This is a genomic window from Mesorhizobium album, assembly GCF_033977205.1.
Classification (GTDB): domain Bacteria; phylum Pseudomonadota; class Alphaproteobacteria; order Rhizobiales; family Rhizobiaceae; genus Mesorhizobium; species Mesorhizobium album.
Map to the genome: position 1 here is coordinate 18,019 of NZ_JAVIIW010000004.1, position 17,509 is coordinate 35,527.

At 63.1% G+C, this 17,509-nt stretch carries 17 protein-coding genes; 2 read left to right on the top strand and 15 right to left on the bottom strand.

Annotated elements, in window-relative coordinates; all coding sequences use genetic code 11:
• Positions 1 to 124: 124 nt before the first annotated feature.
• Positions 125 to 1,453: a citrate synthase gene (gene gltA, locus RFN28_RS04550; protein WP_320286186.1), complete on the top strand. Its 1,329-nt coding sequence runs from the start codon at positions 125 to 127 to the stop codon at positions 1,451 to 1,453.
• Between the two features lie 78 nt (positions 1,454 to 1,531).
• Here gltA and lpxB read toward each other — a convergent pair whose 3' ends face one another.
• The 13 genes from lpxB to RFN28_RS04615 all read right to left on the bottom strand — a co-directional run bounded on the left by lpxB (position 1,532) and on the right by RFN28_RS04615 (position 14,611).
• Entirely contained in the window at positions 1,532 to 2,713 is a 1,182-nt protein-coding gene (gene lpxB, locus RFN28_RS04555) for a lipid-A-disaccharide synthase (protein WP_320286187.1), read from the bottom strand.
• Entirely contained in the window at positions 2,703 to 3,617 is a 915-nt protein-coding gene (locus RFN28_RS04560) for an LpxI family protein (RefSeq protein ID WP_320286188.1), read from the bottom strand. Before RFN28_RS04560 ends, lpxB begins: the two co-directional genes overlap by 11 nt.
• Complete coding sequence (gene lpxA, locus RFN28_RS04565) at positions 3,592 to 4,428, bottom strand: acyl-ACP--UDP-N-acetylglucosamine O-acyltransferase (RefSeq protein ID WP_320286189.1); 837 nt, start codon at positions 4,426 to 4,428, stop codon at positions 3,592 to 3,594. Before lpxA ends, RFN28_RS04560 begins: the two co-directional genes overlap by 26 nt.
• Positions 4,429 to 4,443: 15 nt before the next feature.
• The gene (fabZ, locus tag RFN28_RS04570) at positions 4,444 to 4,905 is read right to left on the bottom strand and encodes a 3-hydroxyacyl-ACP dehydratase FabZ (protein ID WP_320286190.1); all 462 of its coding nucleotides are present in this window, start codon (positions 4,903 to 4,905) and stop codon (positions 4,444 to 4,446) included.
• Positions 4,898 to 5,953: a UDP-3-O-(3-hydroxymyristoyl)glucosamine N-acyltransferase gene (gene lpxD / locus RFN28_RS04575; protein WP_320286191.1), complete on the bottom strand. Its 1,056-nt coding sequence runs from the start codon at positions 5,951 to 5,953 to the stop codon at positions 4,898 to 4,900. Before lpxD ends, fabZ begins: the two co-directional genes overlap by 8 nt.
• Before the next feature lie 78 nt (positions 5,954 to 6,031).
• Complete coding sequence (gene bamA, locus RFN28_RS04580; RefSeq protein ID WP_320286192.1) at positions 6,032 to 8,398, bottom strand: outer membrane protein assembly factor BamA; 2,367 nt, start codon at positions 8,396 to 8,398, stop codon at positions 6,032 to 6,034.
• 218 nt (positions 8,399 to 8,616) lie between these two features.
• On the bottom strand, positions 8,617 to 9,759 hold the full coding sequence (gene rseP, locus RFN28_RS04585; RefSeq protein ID WP_320286193.1) for an RIP metalloprotease RseP: 1,143 nt from the start codon (positions 9,757 to 9,759) through the stop codon (positions 8,617 to 8,619).
• Positions 9,760 to 9,861: 102 nt separating this feature from the next.
• Positions 9,862 to 10,677 (bottom strand): phosphatidate cytidylyltransferase, encoded by an 816-nt coding sequence (locus RFN28_RS04590; RefSeq protein ID WP_320286194.1) that lies wholly within the window; start codon positions 10,675 to 10,677, stop codon positions 9,862 to 9,864.
• Positions 10,678 to 10,688: 11 nt separating this feature from the next.
• The gene (locus RFN28_RS04595; RefSeq protein ID WP_320286195.1) at positions 10,689 to 11,408 is read right to left on the bottom strand and encodes an isoprenyl transferase; all 720 of its coding nucleotides are present in this window, start codon (positions 11,406 to 11,408) and stop codon (positions 10,689 to 10,691) included.
• A gap of 30 nt (positions 11,409 to 11,438) precedes the next feature.
• The gene (gene frr, locus RFN28_RS04600; RefSeq protein WP_082044360.1) at positions 11,439 to 11,993 is read right to left on the bottom strand and encodes a ribosome recycling factor; all 555 of its coding nucleotides are present in this window, start codon (positions 11,991 to 11,993) and stop codon (positions 11,439 to 11,441) included.
• Positions 11,994 to 12,078: 85 nt separating this feature from the next.
• Positions 12,079 to 12,801 (bottom strand): UMP kinase, encoded by a 723-nt coding sequence (pyrH, locus tag RFN28_RS04605; protein WP_040971675.1) that lies wholly within the window; start codon positions 12,799 to 12,801, stop codon positions 12,079 to 12,081.
• Between the two features lie 150 nt (positions 12,802 to 12,951).
• Positions 12,952 to 14,061, bottom strand: a complete 1,110-nt coding sequence (locus tag RFN28_RS04610; RefSeq protein WP_320286196.1) for an aldo/keto reductase — start codon at positions 14,059 to 14,061, stop codon at positions 12,952 to 12,954.
• A gap of 22 nt (positions 14,062 to 14,083) precedes the next feature.
• Complete coding sequence (locus RFN28_RS04615; protein ID WP_320286197.1) at positions 14,084 to 14,611, bottom strand: nuclear transport factor 2 family protein; 528 nt, start codon at positions 14,609 to 14,611, stop codon at positions 14,084 to 14,086.
• A 116-nt stretch (positions 14,612 to 14,727) separates the two neighbouring features.
• Between RFN28_RS04615 and RFN28_RS04620 the strand changes: the two genes are divergently transcribed.
• Positions 14,728 to 15,654 carry a LysR family transcriptional regulator gene (locus RFN28_RS04620; RefSeq protein ID WP_320286198.1) on the top strand — a complete coding sequence of 309 codons (927 nt, stop codon included), beginning with the start codon at positions 14,728 to 14,730 and terminating at the stop codon, positions 15,652 to 15,654.
• Positions 15,655 to 15,682: 28 nt separating this feature from the next.
• Here the strand turns inward: RFN28_RS04620 and tsf are convergent, their stop codons facing one another.
• The gene (gene tsf / locus RFN28_RS04625) at positions 15,683 to 16,603 is read right to left on the bottom strand and encodes a translation elongation factor Ts (RefSeq protein ID WP_320286199.1); all 921 of its coding nucleotides are present in this window, start codon (positions 16,601 to 16,603) and stop codon (positions 15,683 to 15,685) included.
• A 119-nt stretch (positions 16,604 to 16,722) separates the two neighbouring features.
• Positions 16,723 to 17,502: a 30S ribosomal protein S2 gene (gene rpsB / locus RFN28_RS04630; RefSeq protein ID WP_320286200.1), complete on the bottom strand. Its 780-nt coding sequence runs from the start codon at positions 17,500 to 17,502 to the stop codon at positions 16,723 to 16,725.
• Between the last annotated feature and the right edge of the window lie 7 nt (positions 17,503 to 17,509).

The following is a 17,509-nucleotide window of genomic DNA, read 5'->3' on the forward strand; positions in this document are numbered from 1 at the left end:
GCCTTGGCCCAATCTGGCACGCACCCCCTAATATGCGGTGGCAAGTTCGCGCATTCCGGTGATTTCGACGTGTCGTTTGCAGGAATTGCCTTGCCGGCATGAGGAAACATAAAGGAGCTTGAGAATGAGCGAAGCTGCGACAAAAATGGAAACGGGCAGCGAGAAACGCGAGTCGACCGCCAGGCTCGAACTCGCCGGCAAGACCCACGAATTCAAGGTGCGAAGCGGTTCGGTCGGGCCTGATGTCATCGACATCGGTTCGCTCTACAGCACCACCGGCGCCTTCACCTACGACCCCGGCTTCACATCGACGGCGAGCTGCGAGTCGGCGATCACCTTCATCGACGGCGACGCCGGTATCCTTTTGCATCGCGGCTATCCGATCGACCAGCTTGCCGAGCACGGCGACTTCCTCGAGGTCTGCTACCTGCTGCTCTACGGCGAATTGCCGACCAAGGCGCAGAAGGACGACTTCGACTACCGCGTGACGCGCCACACCATGGTGCACGAGCAGATGTCGCGCTTCTTCACCGGCTTCCGCCGCGACGCGCACCCAATGGCCGTGATGTGCGGCGTGGTCGGCGCGCTGTCGGCCTTCTACCACGACTCGACCGACATCTCTGATCCTTACCAGCGCATGGTCGCCTCGATGCGCCTGATCGCCAAGATGCCGACGATCGCTGCGATGGCCTATAAATACCACATCGGCCAGCCCTTCATTTATCCGAAGAACGATCTCAGCTTCGCGGCGAACTTCCTGCATATGTGCTTCGCCGTGCCGTGCGAGGAATACAAGATCAATCCGGTGCTGGCGCGCGCCATGGAGCGCATCTTCATCCTGCACGCCGACCATGAGCAGAACGCCTCGACCTCGACGGTGCGCCTTGCCGGCTCCTCGGGCGCCAACCCGTTTGCCTGCATTGCCGCCGGCATCGCCTGCCTCTGGGGCCCGGCACATGGCGGCGCCAATGAAGCAGCCCTCAACATGCTGAGCGAGATCGGCCATGTCGATCACATTCCGGAATTCATCGCCCGCGCCAAGGACAAGAACGATCCGTTCCGGCTGATGGGCTTCGGCCACCGCGTCTACAAGAACTACGATCCGCGCGCCAAGATCATGCAGAAGACCGCGCATGAGGTGCTGGGCGAGCTCGGCATCAAGGACGATCCGATGCTGGACATCGCGATGGAGCTGGAGAAGATCGCGCTCACGGACGAATATTTCATCGCCAAGAAGCTCTATCCGAACGTCGACTTCTATTCCGGCATCACGCTGAAGGCGCTGGGCTTCCCCACCACCATGTTCACCGTTCTGTTCGCCGTCGCCCGCACCGTCGGCTGGATCGCGCAGTGGAAGGAAATGATCGAGGATCCGCACCAGAAGATCGGCCGCCCGCGCCAGCTCTACACCGGTGCCCCGGAACGCGACTACGTACCGATTGCGAAAAGGTGATTTGGGCGAATAGCGAAATAGCGAGTAGCGAATAGGGAAACAAAGCCGCGAAGCGCCGAGCGATCTATTCGCTATTCGCTACTCCCTATTCGCTCTCCTAATGCATCCCATCACCACCTCCGCGGCGATCTCGCCGGAGGGTTTCTCCGTTGCCATCCGCCTGGAGATCTCGGCGAAGCCGGCCTTTTGCCAGGCACGCATGCCGGTATCGGCAAACAGCGCTTCCAACTGACGCGCCAGGTTCTCCGGCCTGACATACTGATCGTAGAACTCCGGCACCAGCGCGCGGTCGGCGATCAGGTTGGGCAGCAGCGCCGACCACGCCGTCACCATATGCTGCAGCAATTGCCTCGCGATCGGATCGAGCTTGTAGGTGGAGACCATCGGGACGCCGCAAAGCGCGAGCTCCAGCGAAACCGTTCCCGAGGCGATCAAGGCCGCATCGGCCTTGCCGAAAGCCTGCCATTTGCGCTCCGGATCGGCGATGATCTCGGGCTTCTCGTCCCAACTCGCGACCGACGTTTTCACGAGGTCGGTGACATGCGGCACCGTCGGCAGCAGCAGGCGCAACCGGTGGCCGCGCTGGCGCAGAACCGACACCGCCTTGCCGAACGGCTCGATCAGCCGGCGCACCTCACCGCGGCGCGACCCAGGCAGCACAAGCAGCGTCTTGACGCGATCTTCCGACAGGTCGCGCGGTAGACTTTGCACCTTGGCGGCGTCGAGCACGCTGACATCCTGCGTCAGCCGGTGGCCGACATAAGTGCCGGGCGGCCCGTCAAGGCGCGCAAGCGCCTTCACCTCGAAAGGCAGGATGCACAGGATGTGGTCGACGTAGGGCTTCATCGCCGCCGCCCTGCCCGGTCGCCATGCCCACACGCTTGGGCAGACGTAATGGACGATCGGAATGGCGGGCGCGGCGGCACGGACCTTTTTGGCGACCCGCAACGAAAAGTCAGGGCTGTCGATGGTGATCAGGCAGTCCGGCCGCTCACCCGCGATGGTCGCGGCCGTCTGGCCGATGCGACGCATCAGCCGCGGCAGATCGCGCAAAACAGCGCTGAATCCCATCAGCGCGATCTCGCTGCCGTCGAAGAGTGGTCTCAGCCCCAATTCCTGCAGATGCCGCCCGCCGATGCCGATAAGCTCGATCTTGCGGCCGGTGGTCTTCTCGAGCGCGCGAACGATGTCGGCGCCGAGCTGGTCGCCCGACTCCTCGCCGGCGACAATGGCGATCTTGAGCGGCCTGTCACCGGCCATCGGCCGGCTCCGTCGCGGGAAACCCGACGATAAACAGGCCAAGCGCATTAGCTCGCGCCAGCGTCGTCGGACCTTCGAGAATGAGCGAGCGGCCGGCCTCTACGGCTATGCCGGCAAGCCCTGCGGCATGCGCCGCCTCGACCGTCTGCGGGCCGATCGAGGGTAAGTCGGCGCGCAATTCCTGATCCGGCTTGGCGCATTTGACGAGGACACCGCGCGTCTTGCCGGCGAGCCTGCCGTGTCCGCGCAATTCGCGCGCTCTTTCGAGCAGGCCCTTTGTGCCTTCGATGCCCTCCAACGCGATCACCCGCCCTCCGATCGCAATTGCCGCCTGGCCGATATCGAGCGCGCCGATCGCCTTGGCCGCCGCCCGGCCCGCCTCGATATCGCGCCAGTCCGATTGCTTCGGAGCCCCTGCAGTCAACGTGCCCTGGCCGGCAGTGAGCTCAGGAACGACCTCATGCGCGCCCACCACTTTGATGCCGCGCTTTTCGAGGCCTCGCGTCAGAACCTTCAGGAGTCCATCATCGCCTCGCGCCAGAGCGACCACCACCGACGGTATGATCACCAGCAATCCGAGACTGGGTCGCATGTTGCTTAGCCTTGGCCTGCGCTTGATCTCGCCGGCAAGGACCAGATGGGTGACGCCGTGGCGTTTCAGCGTCGACACCAACGAGCCGATCTGCTCGAGCGCCATGGTGACATGCTCGTATCGGCCGAGCTGCTGCTTGCGGTCAGCCTCACCTTCCATCAACAGAATGAACGGCGCATAGCCCTGTGCGGCAAGCCCGTCTGCGACCTCGACAGGCAGGCTGCCGCCACCGGCGATGATGCCGACCCTGGAACCCGGCCCGAGTGCAAGCGCTGATCTGGCGAGCTCAGCCCTCGTCATCGCTATCGTCATCGCCGCCACCGCCCTTGAGCGGCGGGACGGCATAGTGCCGCTTGCCGCGACTGGTGATGAAGTCGATCATCTTCATGGCCGTTGGCGACGAGGCGAATTCCGCCTTGGCGATCTCGACATTCTCCCCGACGGTGCGGGAGTGGTCGAAGATCGTCCTGTAAGCCCTGCGCAGCAAATAGATTTCGGCGCGCGGCAGACCGGAGCGCTTCAGGCCGATGATGTTGAGGCCGCGCAGCTTGGCGCGATTGCCGACGGCGATCGCGTAGGGAATGACGTCGCCGACGACGGCCGAGCAGCCGCCGATGAAGGCATTGTCGCCGATACGGACGAACTGATGAACAGCGGTGAGACCGCCTATATAGACGTTGTCGCCGATCTCGCAATGTCCGCCGAGCGTCGCCCCGTTGGCGAAGGTGGCATTCTTGCCGACGATGCAGTCATGGGCGATGTGGGCGTAGGCCAGGAAATTGCCGTTGTCGCCGACCGTCGTCTCGCCCCGGCTGGAATCCGTGCCGACATGCATGGTGACGCCTTCACGGATGGTGCAATTCTCGCCGATGACCAGCGTGGTGCGCCCGCCCTTGTGCTTGGTGTTCTGCGGCGGCGCGCCCAGCGTCGCCATCGGATAGACCTTGGTCGAGGCGCCGACGGTGGTCGCGCCCATCACCGAGACATGGCTGACCAGCTCGACGCGATCGCCGATGACGGCGTCGGGGCCGACATGGCAGAAAGGCCCGATGCGGACGCCTTCGCCAAGCTGGGCACCTTCTTCGACGATCGAGGAAGGATGGATTGATGTCTCAATTTTCATCAGCATTTCGAACCGTCAGCCGGTGACCATCATGGCCGAAACCTCGGCTTCGGCCGCCTTTGCCCCGTCAACCATGGCCTCGCAGCCGAATTTCAACAGGTTGCCGCGCTTCTTGATCTTCTTGACATGGATCCTGAGCTGGTCGCCTGGAACGACCGGCTTGCGGAACTTCGCGTTGTCGATGGTCATGAAATAGACCAGCGACGGCTTTTCCGTATTGAGGCTGCGGATGCAAATCGCGCCCGCGGTCTGCGCCATGGCCTCTATGATGAGCACGCCCGGCATCACCGGCTGCTGCGGGAAATGGCCCTGGAAATGCGGTTCGTTGATGGTCACGTTCTTGATGCCGACAGCGGAGTCGTCGCCGTCGATCTCGACGATGCGGTCAATCAGCAGGAACGGATAGCGGTGCGGCAGGAGCTTCATAAGCCCCATTATGTCGACCGCCTCGAGTGTCGTCGTAACCATATCAGCCATTTCCGTCGCCCTGCTTGCGGCTCTTGGCGACCTTGCGCAGCCAAGCGATCTCGCGCAAGGCTTCGGCCATCGGCTGTGCCGGATAGCCTGCCCAGACTTCGCCCGCCGGCACGTTGCTCATGAATCCGCTTCTCGCTGCAAGCTTGGCCCCTGGGCCGATGGTCAAATGATCGGCCAGGCCGACACCGCCGCCCATGGTGACGTTGTCGCCGACGACGACGGAACCGGAAATACCCGAAAGCCCGGCTATAATGCAATTGCGGCCGATGCGAACATTGTGGGCGATCTGCACCAGATTGTCGATCTTGGTGCCTTGGCCGATGACCGTGTCGGACATCGCGCCGCGATCGACCGTGGTGTTCGAGCCGATCTCGACATCGTCCTGGATGATGACGCGGCCGATCTGCGGCACGCGCTCGGGGCCTTTGGCGCCGGCCACGAAGCCGAAGCCGTCCTGGCCGATCCTGGCACCACCATGGATGATGACGCGGTTGCCGATTAGCGCGTATTGGATGCTGGCGCCCGGGCCGACGTAACCGTCGCGGCCGATCTTGCAGGAGCGGCCGATGACGGCGTGGGGCGCAACGACGGTGCCGGTGCCAATGGAGACGCCGGGACCGATCACGGCGCCGGCTTCCACGATCGCGCCGGCTTCGACATGCGCGGACGGATCGACATGCGCTTGCGGCGAAACGCCCGTTTCCCCGGTCATCGGCCCTGGGGTAGAGGCTTGCGGAAACAAAAGCCGCCCGACCATCGCGAAGGCCTGCTGCGGCCGCGGATGAGCCAGCACCGCGACGCCCTGCGGCGCTCTGCTGGCAAAATCGGCTGGACACAGCACAGCCGCCGCCTTGAGCGACTGCATCAGCGCGAAATTGCGCTTGCCATCGACAAAGACGAGCGCCCCGTCGCGGCCCTCATTGGCGGGCGCCAACGCTTCGATCGCAACATCAGCCTGTGATGAATCAACGAGATTGGCGCCGGTCAGATTCGCGACCTCGCCGGCCGTATAGCGGCGTGAAGGCGCGAAGAACACCGGATCGGTCATTCCAGAAACAATATCCAGCTAGGTCGGATCAGTCCTTTCCGGGCCGTCAGACGGCCCGGAAACATCGTAACCCGCGGATTAGAAACGAGTTGCAATGCCGAAGTTGAATTCCTGCGTCTTGTCGGTCGGCTCCTTCTTGACCGGGATCGCATAGTCGATGCGGATCGGGCCGAACGGCGAAGCCCACATCAGGCCCACACCGACCGAAGCGCGCCACTGCATGCCGGTTGTGGACGTATCGACGCCGGCGAGCGAGTTGCCGTAGAGCGTTGCAGCATCCGCGAAGACAGCACCACGCAGCCCGAAACTCTCCGGAATGACCGGCAGCGGGAACTGGGCTTCAGCAGAGGCATTGAAATAGGTCGTACCGCCGAGATGGTCGCCACTGGTTCCAGTAGCTACAGGACCGATACCGCCATATTCAAAGCCGCGGATCATGCGTTCGTTGCTCTGGAAGTAGTCAAAGATGCGCAGGTCGCCACTGCCGTAGCCGGTAATGTAACCCCCGCCCCCCGACACCAAGCCGACAAGGTCGAGCTGCTCGGAAAGGGTCTGGTAGACGCTTGCGCGCCCGGTCAATTTCACCCACTTGGCATCGCCACCGAGACCGGCGAACTCGGTAGTACCGGTTACGTATAACCCTTCGTGCGGGTTCTTCATGTCATCGATAGTATTGTAAACCAGACCGAGGCTGACCGACGACTTGAGCCATGGACTTTCGGCGATACCAGCAAGGACCGCATCGGAGATGGTGCACGGGCTACCTTGGGTGAATGTTCCGTTGGTCAAGCAACCATCCGCAATGGAATACTTCTCCTGCGAGATGTTGTACGCCAGCTGCGTCGAGATGCTGTCGGTGATCGGCAAGCCAAAGCGGATGGTCCCGCCGGTGACGTCAGTGTCGTAGTGGCTGTACTCGCGCGTCGACTTGTAGATATCGAAGCCTGCTGAGATGCGCCGGCCGAGGAAATACGGCTCGGTGAAGGAGACGCTGTAGTCGCGCGAATGCCTGCCGCCGCCAGCCGCCAGCTTGATGTACTGGCCGCGGCCGAGGAAGTTGCGCTCGGTGATCGAGCCTTCGACCGACGGGCCTGGCGTGTCGCCGCCCGTCGAATAGCCGGCGCCGATCGAGAACTCGCCGGTCGACTTTTCGACCACGTCAACCACCAGGACGACTTGATCAGGGGCCGACCCAGGAACAGTCGAAATGTCAACTTTTTGAAAGTAATCCAGCGCTTCCAGCCGCTTCTTCGCGCGCTGGATGAGAACCTGGTTGAACGCGTCGCCCTCGCTGACATCGAATTCGCGGCGGATGACGTAGTCGCGCGTGCGGTCGTTGCCGCGGATTTCGATGCGCTCGATATAGGCCTTGGTGCCCTGGTCGATGGTGTAGACGACCGAGATCGTGTGATTTTCGAAATTGCGGTCGCCGCGCGGCGTCACCTGGGCAAAGGCATAGCCCGACCCCGCGACCTTTTCGGTCAGTGCGACGATCGAATCCTCGACGTCCTTGGCGTTGTAGACATCGCCCTTGTGGGTCTCGACCACCGATTCCAGCGATTTGGAGTCGACCTCGGGGATGGTGCTCTCGACGCTGATGTCGCCGAAAGTATAACGCTCGCCTTCCTGCACGGTGATCGTGACCGTGTATTTGTTGGTGGCTTCATCCAGCTCGCCAACGGCCGAGACCACCTGGAAGTCGGCATAGCCGTGATTGTAATAGAACCGGCGCAGCAGCTCCTGGTCGGCGCGCAGCTTGTCCTCGTCATAGACGTCGTCGCGCAGCACGAAGGAAAGCCAGGACGAACGCTTGGTGTTGATCACATCCGACAGGCGGCGGCTGGAGAAGGCGCTATTGCCGACGAAATTGATCGCCGCGATCTGCGTGCGTGCGCCTTCGTTGATGTTGAAGACCACGTTCACGCGATTGTCGCCGAGATCCATGATCTGCGTGGTCACGGCGGCGTCGTCGCGGCCGATGCGCCGGTAAGCAGCCTTCACTGCCTCGACGTCGGCATCGAGCGCCTGCTGCGAGAAAGTCGCGCGCGGCTTCAGCTGGATAGCGGCCTGAAGCGCGTTGTCCTTCAGCTTCTTGTTGCCCTGGAACAGGACCTGGTTGACGACCTTGTACTCGGAAACCTTGACGACCAGGGTCGAGCCGACCTGGTTGATCTGCACGTCCGAGAACAGCCCGGTGCCGAACAGCGCCTTGACCGCGTTGTCGATATCGGAGCTGGAAAAGGCCTTGCCGGGCTTGATGGAAATGTAGTTGCGGATGGTGTCGGCGTCGACGCGCTGGTTACCGCTGACCTCGACCCTGCTGACGACTGCTGCTTCGGCTACCGATGTGGCAACGAACTGCACTGCGAGCGCGCCTGGCAAAACCAGGGCGGCGGACAAAGCCGCCGCGGACGCGGCGCTCAGAAACTTGGATGCTGCCTTCATCGGGCTTTTGTACCTTTTTCTCGTAGTCCCCACGGCGAGAAAACCGGACGTGCGGTATTTTCCCTTACCGTATTAACCGGATTTCCCCTACACGCAAGGCTCCGGGTTAATTTGTATTTACTTAACCCTGTTGCGTGGCTTTCGTGTCACGCATATCCCCACGCATGGTAAACGGCATCTCAACGGAGCCGGGGCTGAAGCCAAATTCCTTCATGATTTCAGCACCCAAACAGATCATTCCAAAAAACGAAACCCATAAATCCGAGCACCAGAAAGAGCCCAGCCCGATAGGCCATCTCCATCATCCGCTCCGATACCGGCCGCCTTATGACGGCCTCGACGCCGTAGAACAAGAGATGGCCGCCGTCGAGAGGGGGAATCGGCAGAAGATTGAGAATCCCTATCCCGACTGACAGGAATGCAACAAGCTGCACAAGCCATTCGAAACCGAGCTTGGCCGCCTGACCCGACATTTTTGCGATCTTGATCGGTCCGCCCAGTTGGCATTTGTCCTCGCGTCCGACGACAAAGCGCTGCAGGAACTGGCCGGTGCGCTCGATGACATGCCCGGTTTCCTCGACGGCTGCCGCCAGCGCGCCGGGAGGCGTGTAGGAGACCAGCCGCGGCTGCCCGAGCTCGGCGTTGTTGGCGACGCCGATGACCGCGACCTTGACCTTGTTGCCCAGCGCGTCCTGCTGCTCCATCGGCTGCGGCGTCGCCGTGACGGTGATTTCCTTGCCGTCGCGCAGCATGGTGAAGGTCATGGCGTCGCCCGCGCGGCCCGAGACAAGACGCTGGACGTCGGCGAAGGTCTCTACCTTGCTGCCGTCGACGCTGACGAATCGGTCGCCGGGCTGGATACCCGCTTTGGCGGCCGGGCTGCCGGCAACCACTTCGGCCACCATCGGCTCCATGACCGGACGGCCGTAGAGCGAAAACAGCACCGCAAAGACGGCGATCGTCAGCAGGAAATTGAACAGCGGTCCGGCAACGACGGTCGCCGCGCGCTTCCAGATCGGCTGGGTGTGGAAAGCGACCTCGCGCTCGGCCTCGGTCAGCGATTCGATCTCTTCGGCGCTCGGCTGGCTCGATGTCGCGCTCATGTCGCCGACGAATTTCACATAGCCGCCGAGCGGGATGGCGCAAAGCTTCCAGCGCGTGCCGTGGCGGTCGTTGAAACCGAAGAGCTCGGGCCCGAAACCGATGGAAAAGGCCTTCACGCCGATGCCGCACCAGCGGCCGATGAGATAGTGGCCCATCTCATGCACGAACACCACGGCGGTGAGCACGAACAGGAACGGCACGAGGGTGCCAAGGACAAACCCTTGAGTGCTGAAGACAGAGTGAAGAATCTCGTTCAAGTCATGCCCTCAAATTCGCCCAGCGCGACACTCGGCCGCGACTGTGGCATCAATCCGGGCGAATCCGTGGCGCGCTTCGTTTTTCGCCCGCGGCGACGCCACTCAGTTCGGAAACAGCCCCATTGCCGGATGGTCGGCGCCCGCCGCAATCCAACCAATGACGTACAGGGTGAAGGCTGCCGCGACAAGCCCGTCGACTCTGTCCATGACGCCGCCATGGCCGGGAATCAGATTGCTCGAATCTTTGCAGCCATGCCGGCGCTTGACCCAGGATTCGAACAGATCGCCGATCTGGGAGACGACCGAGAGCGCCAATGCGACAAGCCCAAGCATTAAGAGATTGCCGGCTCCGGTCACGATCGCCAGCAGCAACCCGGCGACAACGCCGCCGACGGCACCGCCAAGCGCCCCGCTTTGCGTCTTACCGGGCGAGATGGATGGCGCGAGCTTCGGGCCGCCGACCGCACGGCCGACGAAATAGGCCGCTATGTCGGTCGCCCAGACTACCGCGAACAGAAAGAGGATGGCAATCAGGCCGGAATGGTTGTCATCGCGCAGATAGGCAAGCGAAAGGCCGGACAGAGCAGCATAAGCCAGTCCCGACGCCTCCCATTGCTCGGCCCCTTGCATGCGTGCGGCCGGTGCCGCGATCGCGGTAAGAACTGCGACCAGGAGCAACAGCCAGAGCGCCGGCAGCCCGGTTATCAACGCGACGATGAAAACTGCGACCAGCGCTTCCGGCAGAAAGCCGGACGCAGCGCCGCCTGCAGAGCGGCACATGCGCGTCCATTCGTAGAAGATCGCTGCTGCGATCGCCGCGCAGAACAGGCGGAACGGCAGCCCGCCGAGCCAGGTGAGCGCAAGCGTAACCGCAGCCATCACGATGGCCGAGATGACGCGCTGCTGCAGGTTGCTCATTTGTGGCGGCGCTACAAGGCGACGTCGCGGGCGGCGAGCCCGCCGAAGCGGCGTTCACGGCCTGCAAAGTCTCGCAGGGCGTCGGCCAGATGCTCTCGGCTAAAATCCGGCCAGAAGCAGGGCAGGAACACGAGCTCGCTATAGGCCGCCTGCCACAAAAGGAAGTTCGACAGCCTGAGCTCGCCGCTGGTGCGGATCACCAGGTCGGGATCGGGAAAGCCGTCGGTATCAAGATGGGCCGCAAAGCTCTCCATCGTGATGGCGTCGCTTGTCATTTCGCCGCGCGCCACGGCATCGGCGAGCTTGCGGGCGGTGCGCACGATCTCGTCGCGGCCGCCATAGTTGAAGGCGATGACGAGCGTCAGCGCCTCGTTGCCGGCGGTCAGCGATTCGGCTTCCTGCAGCAGGCCTCTGATGTCCGGCTGCAGCCCTTCCCTGTCGCCGATCACCCTCACCCGCACGCCGTTCTGGTGCAATTCGGCGAGATCGCGGCGGATGAAGAGTTTCAACAAACCCATCAGGTCGCTAACCTCGGATTTCGGCCGCGACCAGTTTTCCGAGGAGAAGGCATAGACCGTCAGGAACGAGATGCCGAGCTCGGGCGCGGCGCGCACCGTCTTGCGCAAGGCCTCGACACCGGCGCGGTGGCCGGCAAGCCGCGGCAAGCCGCGCGCCTTGGCCCAGCGTCCGTTTCCATCCATGATGATCGCGACATGCGCGGGCGTTGCCATGGTCTCGCTTTCGGGCCGGAGGAACCGACCCTAAACCTGCATGATTTCAGCTTCCTTATCGGAAAGCAGGTGATCGATGGTACTAATCATCTCGTCGGTCAGCTTCTGAACCTGGTCGGAGCGCTTGCGATGATCGTCTTCGCTGAGTGTACCGTCCTTTTCCGCCTTTTTTAGGAAATCCATCCCGTCGCGGCGGACATGGCGCACCGCGACGCGAGCATTCTCGGCATAGCCATGCGAGATCTTGACCAGTTCCTTGCGGCGCTGCTCGTTGAGCTCGGGTAGCGGAATCCTGAGATTGGTGCCGTCGACAATCGGATTGAAGCCGAGATTGGCTTCGCGAATGGCGCGGTCGACGGCGCTGACCATGGACTTGTCCCAGACCGATACCGAAATCATGCGCGGCTCCGGAACCGTTACGTTGGCCACCTGATTGATCGGCATCGTCGTGCCATAGGCATGGACCTGGACTGCGTCGAGCAGGTTGCTGGACGCGCGGCCGGTGCGCAGCGAAGCGAGGTCGTGCTTGAAGGCCGCGATGGCCCCGTCCATGCGCCGCTTGAGGTCGTCGTACTCGCCACTCATGATCATCTCCTCGACCCGTTCGCCGGGTTCACTGTTGTGTTCGGGTTCCCATTCGGAACCGCTAGTTTAGCCGGTTCTGATCCGATCAGTTGTCAGCGACGACCGTGCAATGGCCGCCGCCTCTCAGGATTTCGCCGAAACCACCCTTTTCGTGGATCGAATAGACGATTATCGGAATGTTGTTTTCGCGCGCAAGTGCAATCGCTGCCGTGTCCATGATCGTAAGCCCGCGCTTGATGACTTCGGCATGGCTTATGCGATCGAAACGCACCGCGTTCGGATCCTTCTTTGGGTCGGCCGAATAGACGCCGTCGACCTGGGTGCCCTTGAAGAGCGCGTCGGCGCCGATCTCGGCGGCGCGCAGCGCAGCGGCCGAATCGGTGGTGAAGAACGGATTGCCGGTGCCGCCGGCGAAGATCACCACCTTGCCCTGGTTCATATAGGCGGTCGCCTGGCGCTGCGAGAAGCTCTCGCAGAGCTCGGGCATGGCGATGGCCGAAAGCACCACGGCGTCGACGCCGATCTTGTTGAGCGAGGTGCGCAGCGCCAGCGAGTTGATGACGGTGGCGAGCATACCCATGTGGTCTCCGGTGACGCGGTCGCCGCCCTTGGAGGCCACGGCCACGCCGCGGAAGATGTTGCCGCCGCCGATGACAACGCCGACCTCGATGCCCAGCGCCCTCGCCTCGGCAATGTCAGCGGCGATGCGGTCGACGACCGAGACGTCGATGCCGAAATGCTGTTCTCCCATCAGCGCTTCGCCCGAAGCCTTCAGCAAGACACGTCGATAGAGGGGCTTCACCGTCATCTGGTTCCTCGAAAATCTCGGCGCGGGCAAATCTGGAGGCGAACGGCGCCCCGCTTCGCCTGGCGGCGCTGGCACGGTGGTTCGACCCGATACACGAAGGGCGCGGCGATGTCACGCCGCGCCCGTGCGCAAAATTCCAGGCTTTTTCGATCAGTTGCTGCTGATGCTCACCGCCTCGCCTTCGACCAGGACCGGCAGCGAATAGCCGGAGGGCTTGTCGCCGGTCACGACGCCGCCGGCCACCCTGACCTGGATCTCGGGTCCAAAAAAGGAATGCGGGAACGGCGCCGGCGCGAGACTCACCGAATCGAGTCGCTTGCGGAGTTCGGCAGGGATTGAAAAGTCGAGCACCGCGAGATTGTCCTGCAACTGGGCGAGCTTCGTCGCGCCTAGGATGACTGTGGCCACACCAGGCTGCGTCGCCACCCAATTCAGCGCCACTTGGGCCATGCTGCGGTCGAGTTCGGAAGCCACCTTTTCGAGCTCCGTCACGATCGCCCAGTTGCGGTCGCTGAATTTCTGGAAACCCGGATGCGTGGTGTTGCGGAAACCGTCGAGCCGGCCGGCATTGCCGGCCTGCGTCGGGCGGTATTTGCCGCTGAGCAGCCCGCTGGCCAGCGGGCTCCACACCATGATGCCGGCGCCATGCCGTGCGGCGAAAGGCGCGAATTCATGCTCGATCGAGCGTTCGGCCAGCGAATATTCGAGCTGCAGGGCCGAGACCGGCTCATAGCCGCGCAATTCGGCGATCGCCTGCGCCCGGCCGGCATACCAGGCCGGCACGTCGGAGAGGCCGATATGGCGCACCTTGCCCGCGCGCACCAGGTCGTCCAGCGTGCGCAGCACCTCCTCGGCCGGCGTCAGCCTGTCCCACACATGCATGAGATAGAGGTCGATATAATCGGTGCCGAGCCGTTTCAGCGAAGCGTCCACGGCGCGCATGATGTTCTTGCGGCCGTTGCCACCGGCATTCGGATTGCCGGGCTCCTTGTTCATCGTGAATTTGGTGGCGATCACCGCCTTGTCGCGCAAGCCCCGCTCGGCAACGAACTCGCCGAGCCAGGTTTCGGCAGTGCCGCCGGTGTAGAGGTCAGCGGTGTCGAAGAAATTGCCGCCGGCTTCGACATAAGCATCGAACATCGCGCGGGCGGTATCCCGGTCCGCGCCCCAGCCCCATTCAGTGCCGAAGGTCATGGTGCCAAGCGCCAGCCGGCTGACGCGCAGGCCGCTGTTGCCGAGCGTGTAGTAGCTCATGGTCATGATGTTCTCCGATCTTGTCTGCTTATTGGCCGGGGGTCGTCTTGACCCACGGATTGCCGCGCTCATGCGTCATGCGGAAGGTGAAGCCATCGACCTTCCAGCCGGCGCCGGAGCGGATGAGGTGGTGCTCATAGGTGCCCCAGACCTCCCAGAGCGGGTCGCCATTGCCCTCCATCCGGTTCCAGGCGTAGCCGTTGGAACGGACGGTCGCCGTATCGGCCTCGATGACGACCTGGTGATTGGTGCGCAGGTGCAGGCTGGTCTTGCTGCCCTTCAGGTTCGCCGCCCAGGTGCCGATCAGGTCGTCAGAGGCGATGGTGGCCGGTGGCTGCCCGGAAAGGGTGCTGAAATCGACGGTGACGCGGTCGGCGAAATAGCTGCGCGCCAGCTTCCAATCCTGCGCATCGACGGCGCGGTCGATGGCATCGGCAATGCGGATGACGGCTCGCTCATCAGCAAGCACCTTCCAATCCGCTGGTTCGGCCCCGCCGGCATCGACCGGCGCCAATGCCAGTCCTGCCGCGAAGGTCACATGTCTCAAAGCATTCACGTTTCTTCTCCTCGAGCATCGGCCCCATCGCCGATGTGTTGGCGATTAATGTGGAGCACCGCGCCGGCATCGATAAGATTGCATTGTTCGCAAGGACCATGCGATATCATTCATGAATGGATCGAGATCTGCTCACACATCTGCCGGTGATCGTCGCTGTTGCCAGGCGCGGCGGCTTCGCGCTTGCCGCTGCCGAGCTCGGCATGAGCCCGTCGGCCGTCAGCCATGCGGTGCGGCTGGTGGAGGAGCGCATCGGCCAGCCGCTATTTGCGCGCACGACGCGCAGCGTCTCGCTGACGGAAGCCGGCAAGGCCCTGGTGGAGACAGCCGCCCCTGCCCTTCAGGACATCGCCGAGCGGATGGACCGCATCCGCGGCGTCAAGGGCCGGCCCTCAGGGTTGCTCAGGATCAACGCCTCCAACATCGCGATCCCCTTGGCGGTGACACCCGTGGTCGCGGCGATGGCCGAGCGCTATCCGGACGTAACGGTCGAGGTCTTCGCCGACCAGGCCCTGGTCGATATCGTCGGGGAGGGTTTTGATGCCGGCATCAGGCTTGGCGAGATGATCGCGCAGGACATGGTCGCCGTGAGGCTCACGCCACCTTTCAAGGCCGTGGTCGTCGCCTCGCTCGCCTATATCGGAAAACACGGCCGGCCGCGCGACGTGGCCGACCTTAGCAACCACAATTGCATCGGCTACCGGCTCGTCCGCTCGGGCGGGCTCTATCGCTGGGATTTGAACGAAAACGGCAGGGATATGGTGGTCGAGACGCGCGGCACGGCCGTCGTCACCGATTCGCTTGCGGCGATCGATCTTGCGCTGGCAGGCGTCGGTCTCGCCTATGTGTTCGAGCCGCTGGTGCGTGCCGATCTTGCCGCTGGCCGTCTCGTCCAGATCCTGCCGAAGACGGCGATCGAGGAGCCGGGCCTCTTCCTCTACTTCCCACGCCGGGCGTTGATGGCGCCGAAGCTGCGGGCTTTTATCGATACCGCTCAAGAGATCGGCCGGGCATCCATGCGGACACCCGGCCGAGTTGCCTGAGCTCTTTAGCCTTACTTGTTGCTTCGGGCTATTTCTTGACCGCGGCCGCGACTTCCGCCGCGAAATCGGTCGTTTCCTTCTCGATGCCTTCGCCGAGCGCGAAGCGCAGGTAAGCGCTGATCTTGGCCGGAGCGCCGATCTCCTTCTCGGCATCCTTCAGCGCCTTCTCGACGGTGATGTCGGGATTGAGCACGAAGGCCTGCTTCAGAAGCACCACCTCTTCGTAGAACTTGCGCAGGCGGCCCTCGACCATCTTCTCGATGATCGCTTCCGGCTTGCCGGACTGGCGCGCCTGATCGGAGAAGATCGCCTTCTCGCGCTCGACCAGCGCCGGGTCGACTTCCTCGGCGGTCAGCGCGACTGGATTGGTCGCCGCGACATGCATGGCGACCTGACGGCCGAACGCGTTCGCTGCATGCTCATTGCCGGTGGTCTCGATCGCGACGAGCACGCCGAGCTTGCCGAGGCCGTCGGCGACGGCATTGTGCACATAGGTCGCCACCGCGCCATGCGGGACGGTGAGCTTCGCCGAACGGCGGAAGCCCATGTTCTCGCCGATGGTGCCGACCGCGTCCTTGATGGTGTCGGTGACCGACTTGTCGGAGCCCGGATACTTGGCCGCGGCAACAGCCTCGGTCGTGCCGTAGGCGAGCGCGACCTTGGCGACGTTGGCGACGATTTCCTGGAAGGCGGCATTGCGGGCGACGAAGTCGGTCTCGGAATTGACCTCGACGACGGCAGCTTCGCGAACGCCGGAATCGACGCCGATCAGGCCCTCGGCCGCGGTGCGGCCTGCCTTCTTGTCGGCCTTGGAGATACCCTTCTTGCGCAGCCAGTCGACTGCCGCTTCCATGTCGCCGTTGGTTTCGTTCAACGCCGCCTTGCAGTCCATCATGCCCGCGCCGGTCAAGTCGCGGAGTTCTTTGACCTGTGCAGCCGAAATGCTCATTGTCGCCTCTTTGTTTCAAATGCGCCGACGCACCATCGAATCCCGATGATGCGCCCGGCAAAAGCGCTTTAGCGCGCCAACTTATTGGAAAGATGAAGGCCGCAACCGGCCTTCGCTTCTCAAGCTTCCGGAGCCTCGGCAGCCGGGGTGTCGAGCGCCGGTTCGACCGGAGCCTCGGTCGACGCGCCGATATCCATGCCCAGCGCGCCCTGCTGACGGGCGATGCCGTCGATGGCAGCCTTGGCGATCAGATCGCAGTAGAGCTGGATGGCGCGGGCCGCGTCGTCATTGCCGGGGATCGGGAAGTCGATCTTGTCCGGGTCGCAGTTCGAATCGATGATGGCGACGACCGGGATGCCCAGGCGCTTGGCCTCGAGGATGGCGATCGCTTCCTTGTTGGTGTCGATGACGAACATCAGGTCCGGCGTCGAGCCCATGTCCTTGATGCCGCCAAGCGCCTTGTTGAGCTTCTCGCGCTCGCGGTCGAGGTTGAGGCGCTCCTTTTTGGTGAGGCCCTGGGCCTCGCCGGCGAGCGTCTCGTCGAGCTTGCGCAGGCGCTGGATCGAGTTCGAGATCGTCTTCCAGTTGGTCAGCATGCCGCCCAGCCAACGCGAGTTGACATAGTACTGGGCCGAACGCTGCGCGGCGTCGGCGACGATGTCCGAAGCTTGGCGCTTGGTGCCGACGAACAGCACGCGGCCGCCCCTGGCGACGGTGTCGGAAACCTGCTTAAGGGCCTGGTGCAGCAGCGGCACCGTCTGCGACAGGTCGATGATGTGGATGTTGTTGCGGGCGCCGTAGATGTAGGGCGCCATCTTCGGGTTCCAGCGGTGGGTCTGGTGGCCGAAGTGAACACCAGCTTCCAAAAGCTGGCGCATGCTGAAATCAGGCAGAGCCATTCTTAGT

Bases quoted from the DNA above. Each gene is read 5' to 3' on its own strand.
- gltA (WP_320286186.1), top strand. From the start codon at position 125: ATGAGCGAAGCTGCGACAAAAATGGAAACGGGCAGCGAGAAACGCGAG.
- lpxB (WP_320286187.1), bottom strand. From the start codon at position 2,713: ATGGCCGGTGACAGGCCGCTCAAGATCGCCATTGTCGCCGGCGAGGAG.
- RFN28_RS04560 (WP_320286188.1), bottom strand. From the start codon at position 3,617: ATGACGATAGCGATGACGAGGGCTGAGCTCGCCAGATCAGCGCTTGCA.
- lpxA (WP_320286189.1), bottom strand. From the start codon at position 4,428: ATGAAAATTGAGACATCAATCCATCCTTCCTCGATCGTCGAAGAAGGT.
- fabZ (WP_320286190.1), bottom strand. From the start codon at position 4,905: ATGGCTGATATGGTTACGACGACACTCGAGGCGGTCGACATAATGGGG.
- lpxD (WP_320286191.1), bottom strand. From the start codon at position 5,953: ATGACCGATCCGGTGTTCTTCGCGCCTTCACGCCGCTATACGGCCGGC.
- bamA (WP_320286192.1), bottom strand. From the start codon at position 8,398: ATGAAGGCAGCATCCAAGTTTCTGAGCGCCGCGTCCGCGGCGGCTTTG.
- RFN28_RS04590 (WP_320286194.1), bottom strand. From the start codon at position 10,677: ATGAGCAACCTGCAGCAGCGCGTCATCTCGGCCATCGTGATGGCTGCG.
- RFN28_RS04595 (WP_320286195.1), bottom strand. From the start codon at position 11,408: ATGGCAACGCCCGCGCATGTCGCGATCATCATGGATGGAAACGGACGC.
- frr (WP_082044360.1), bottom strand. From the start codon at position 11,993: ATGAGTGGCGAGTACGACGACCTCAAGCGGCGCATGGACGGGGCCATC.
- pyrH (WP_040971675.1), bottom strand. From the start codon at position 12,801: ATGACGGTGAAGCCCCTCTATCGACGTGTCTTGCTGAAGGCTTCGGGC.
- RFN28_RS04610 (WP_320286196.1), bottom strand. From the start codon at position 14,061: ATGACCATGAGCTACTACACGCTCGGCAACAGCGGCCTGCGCGTCAGC.
- RFN28_RS04620 (WP_320286198.1), top strand. From the start codon at position 14,728: ATGGATCGAGATCTGCTCACACATCTGCCGGTGATCGTCGCTGTTGCC.
- tsf (WP_320286199.1), bottom strand. From the start codon at position 16,603: ATGAGCATTTCGGCTGCACAGGTCAAAGAACTCCGCGACTTGACCGGC.
- rpsB (WP_320286200.1), bottom strand. From the start codon at position 17,502: ATGGCTCTGCCTGATTTCAGCATGCGCCAGCTTTTGGAAGCTGGTGTT.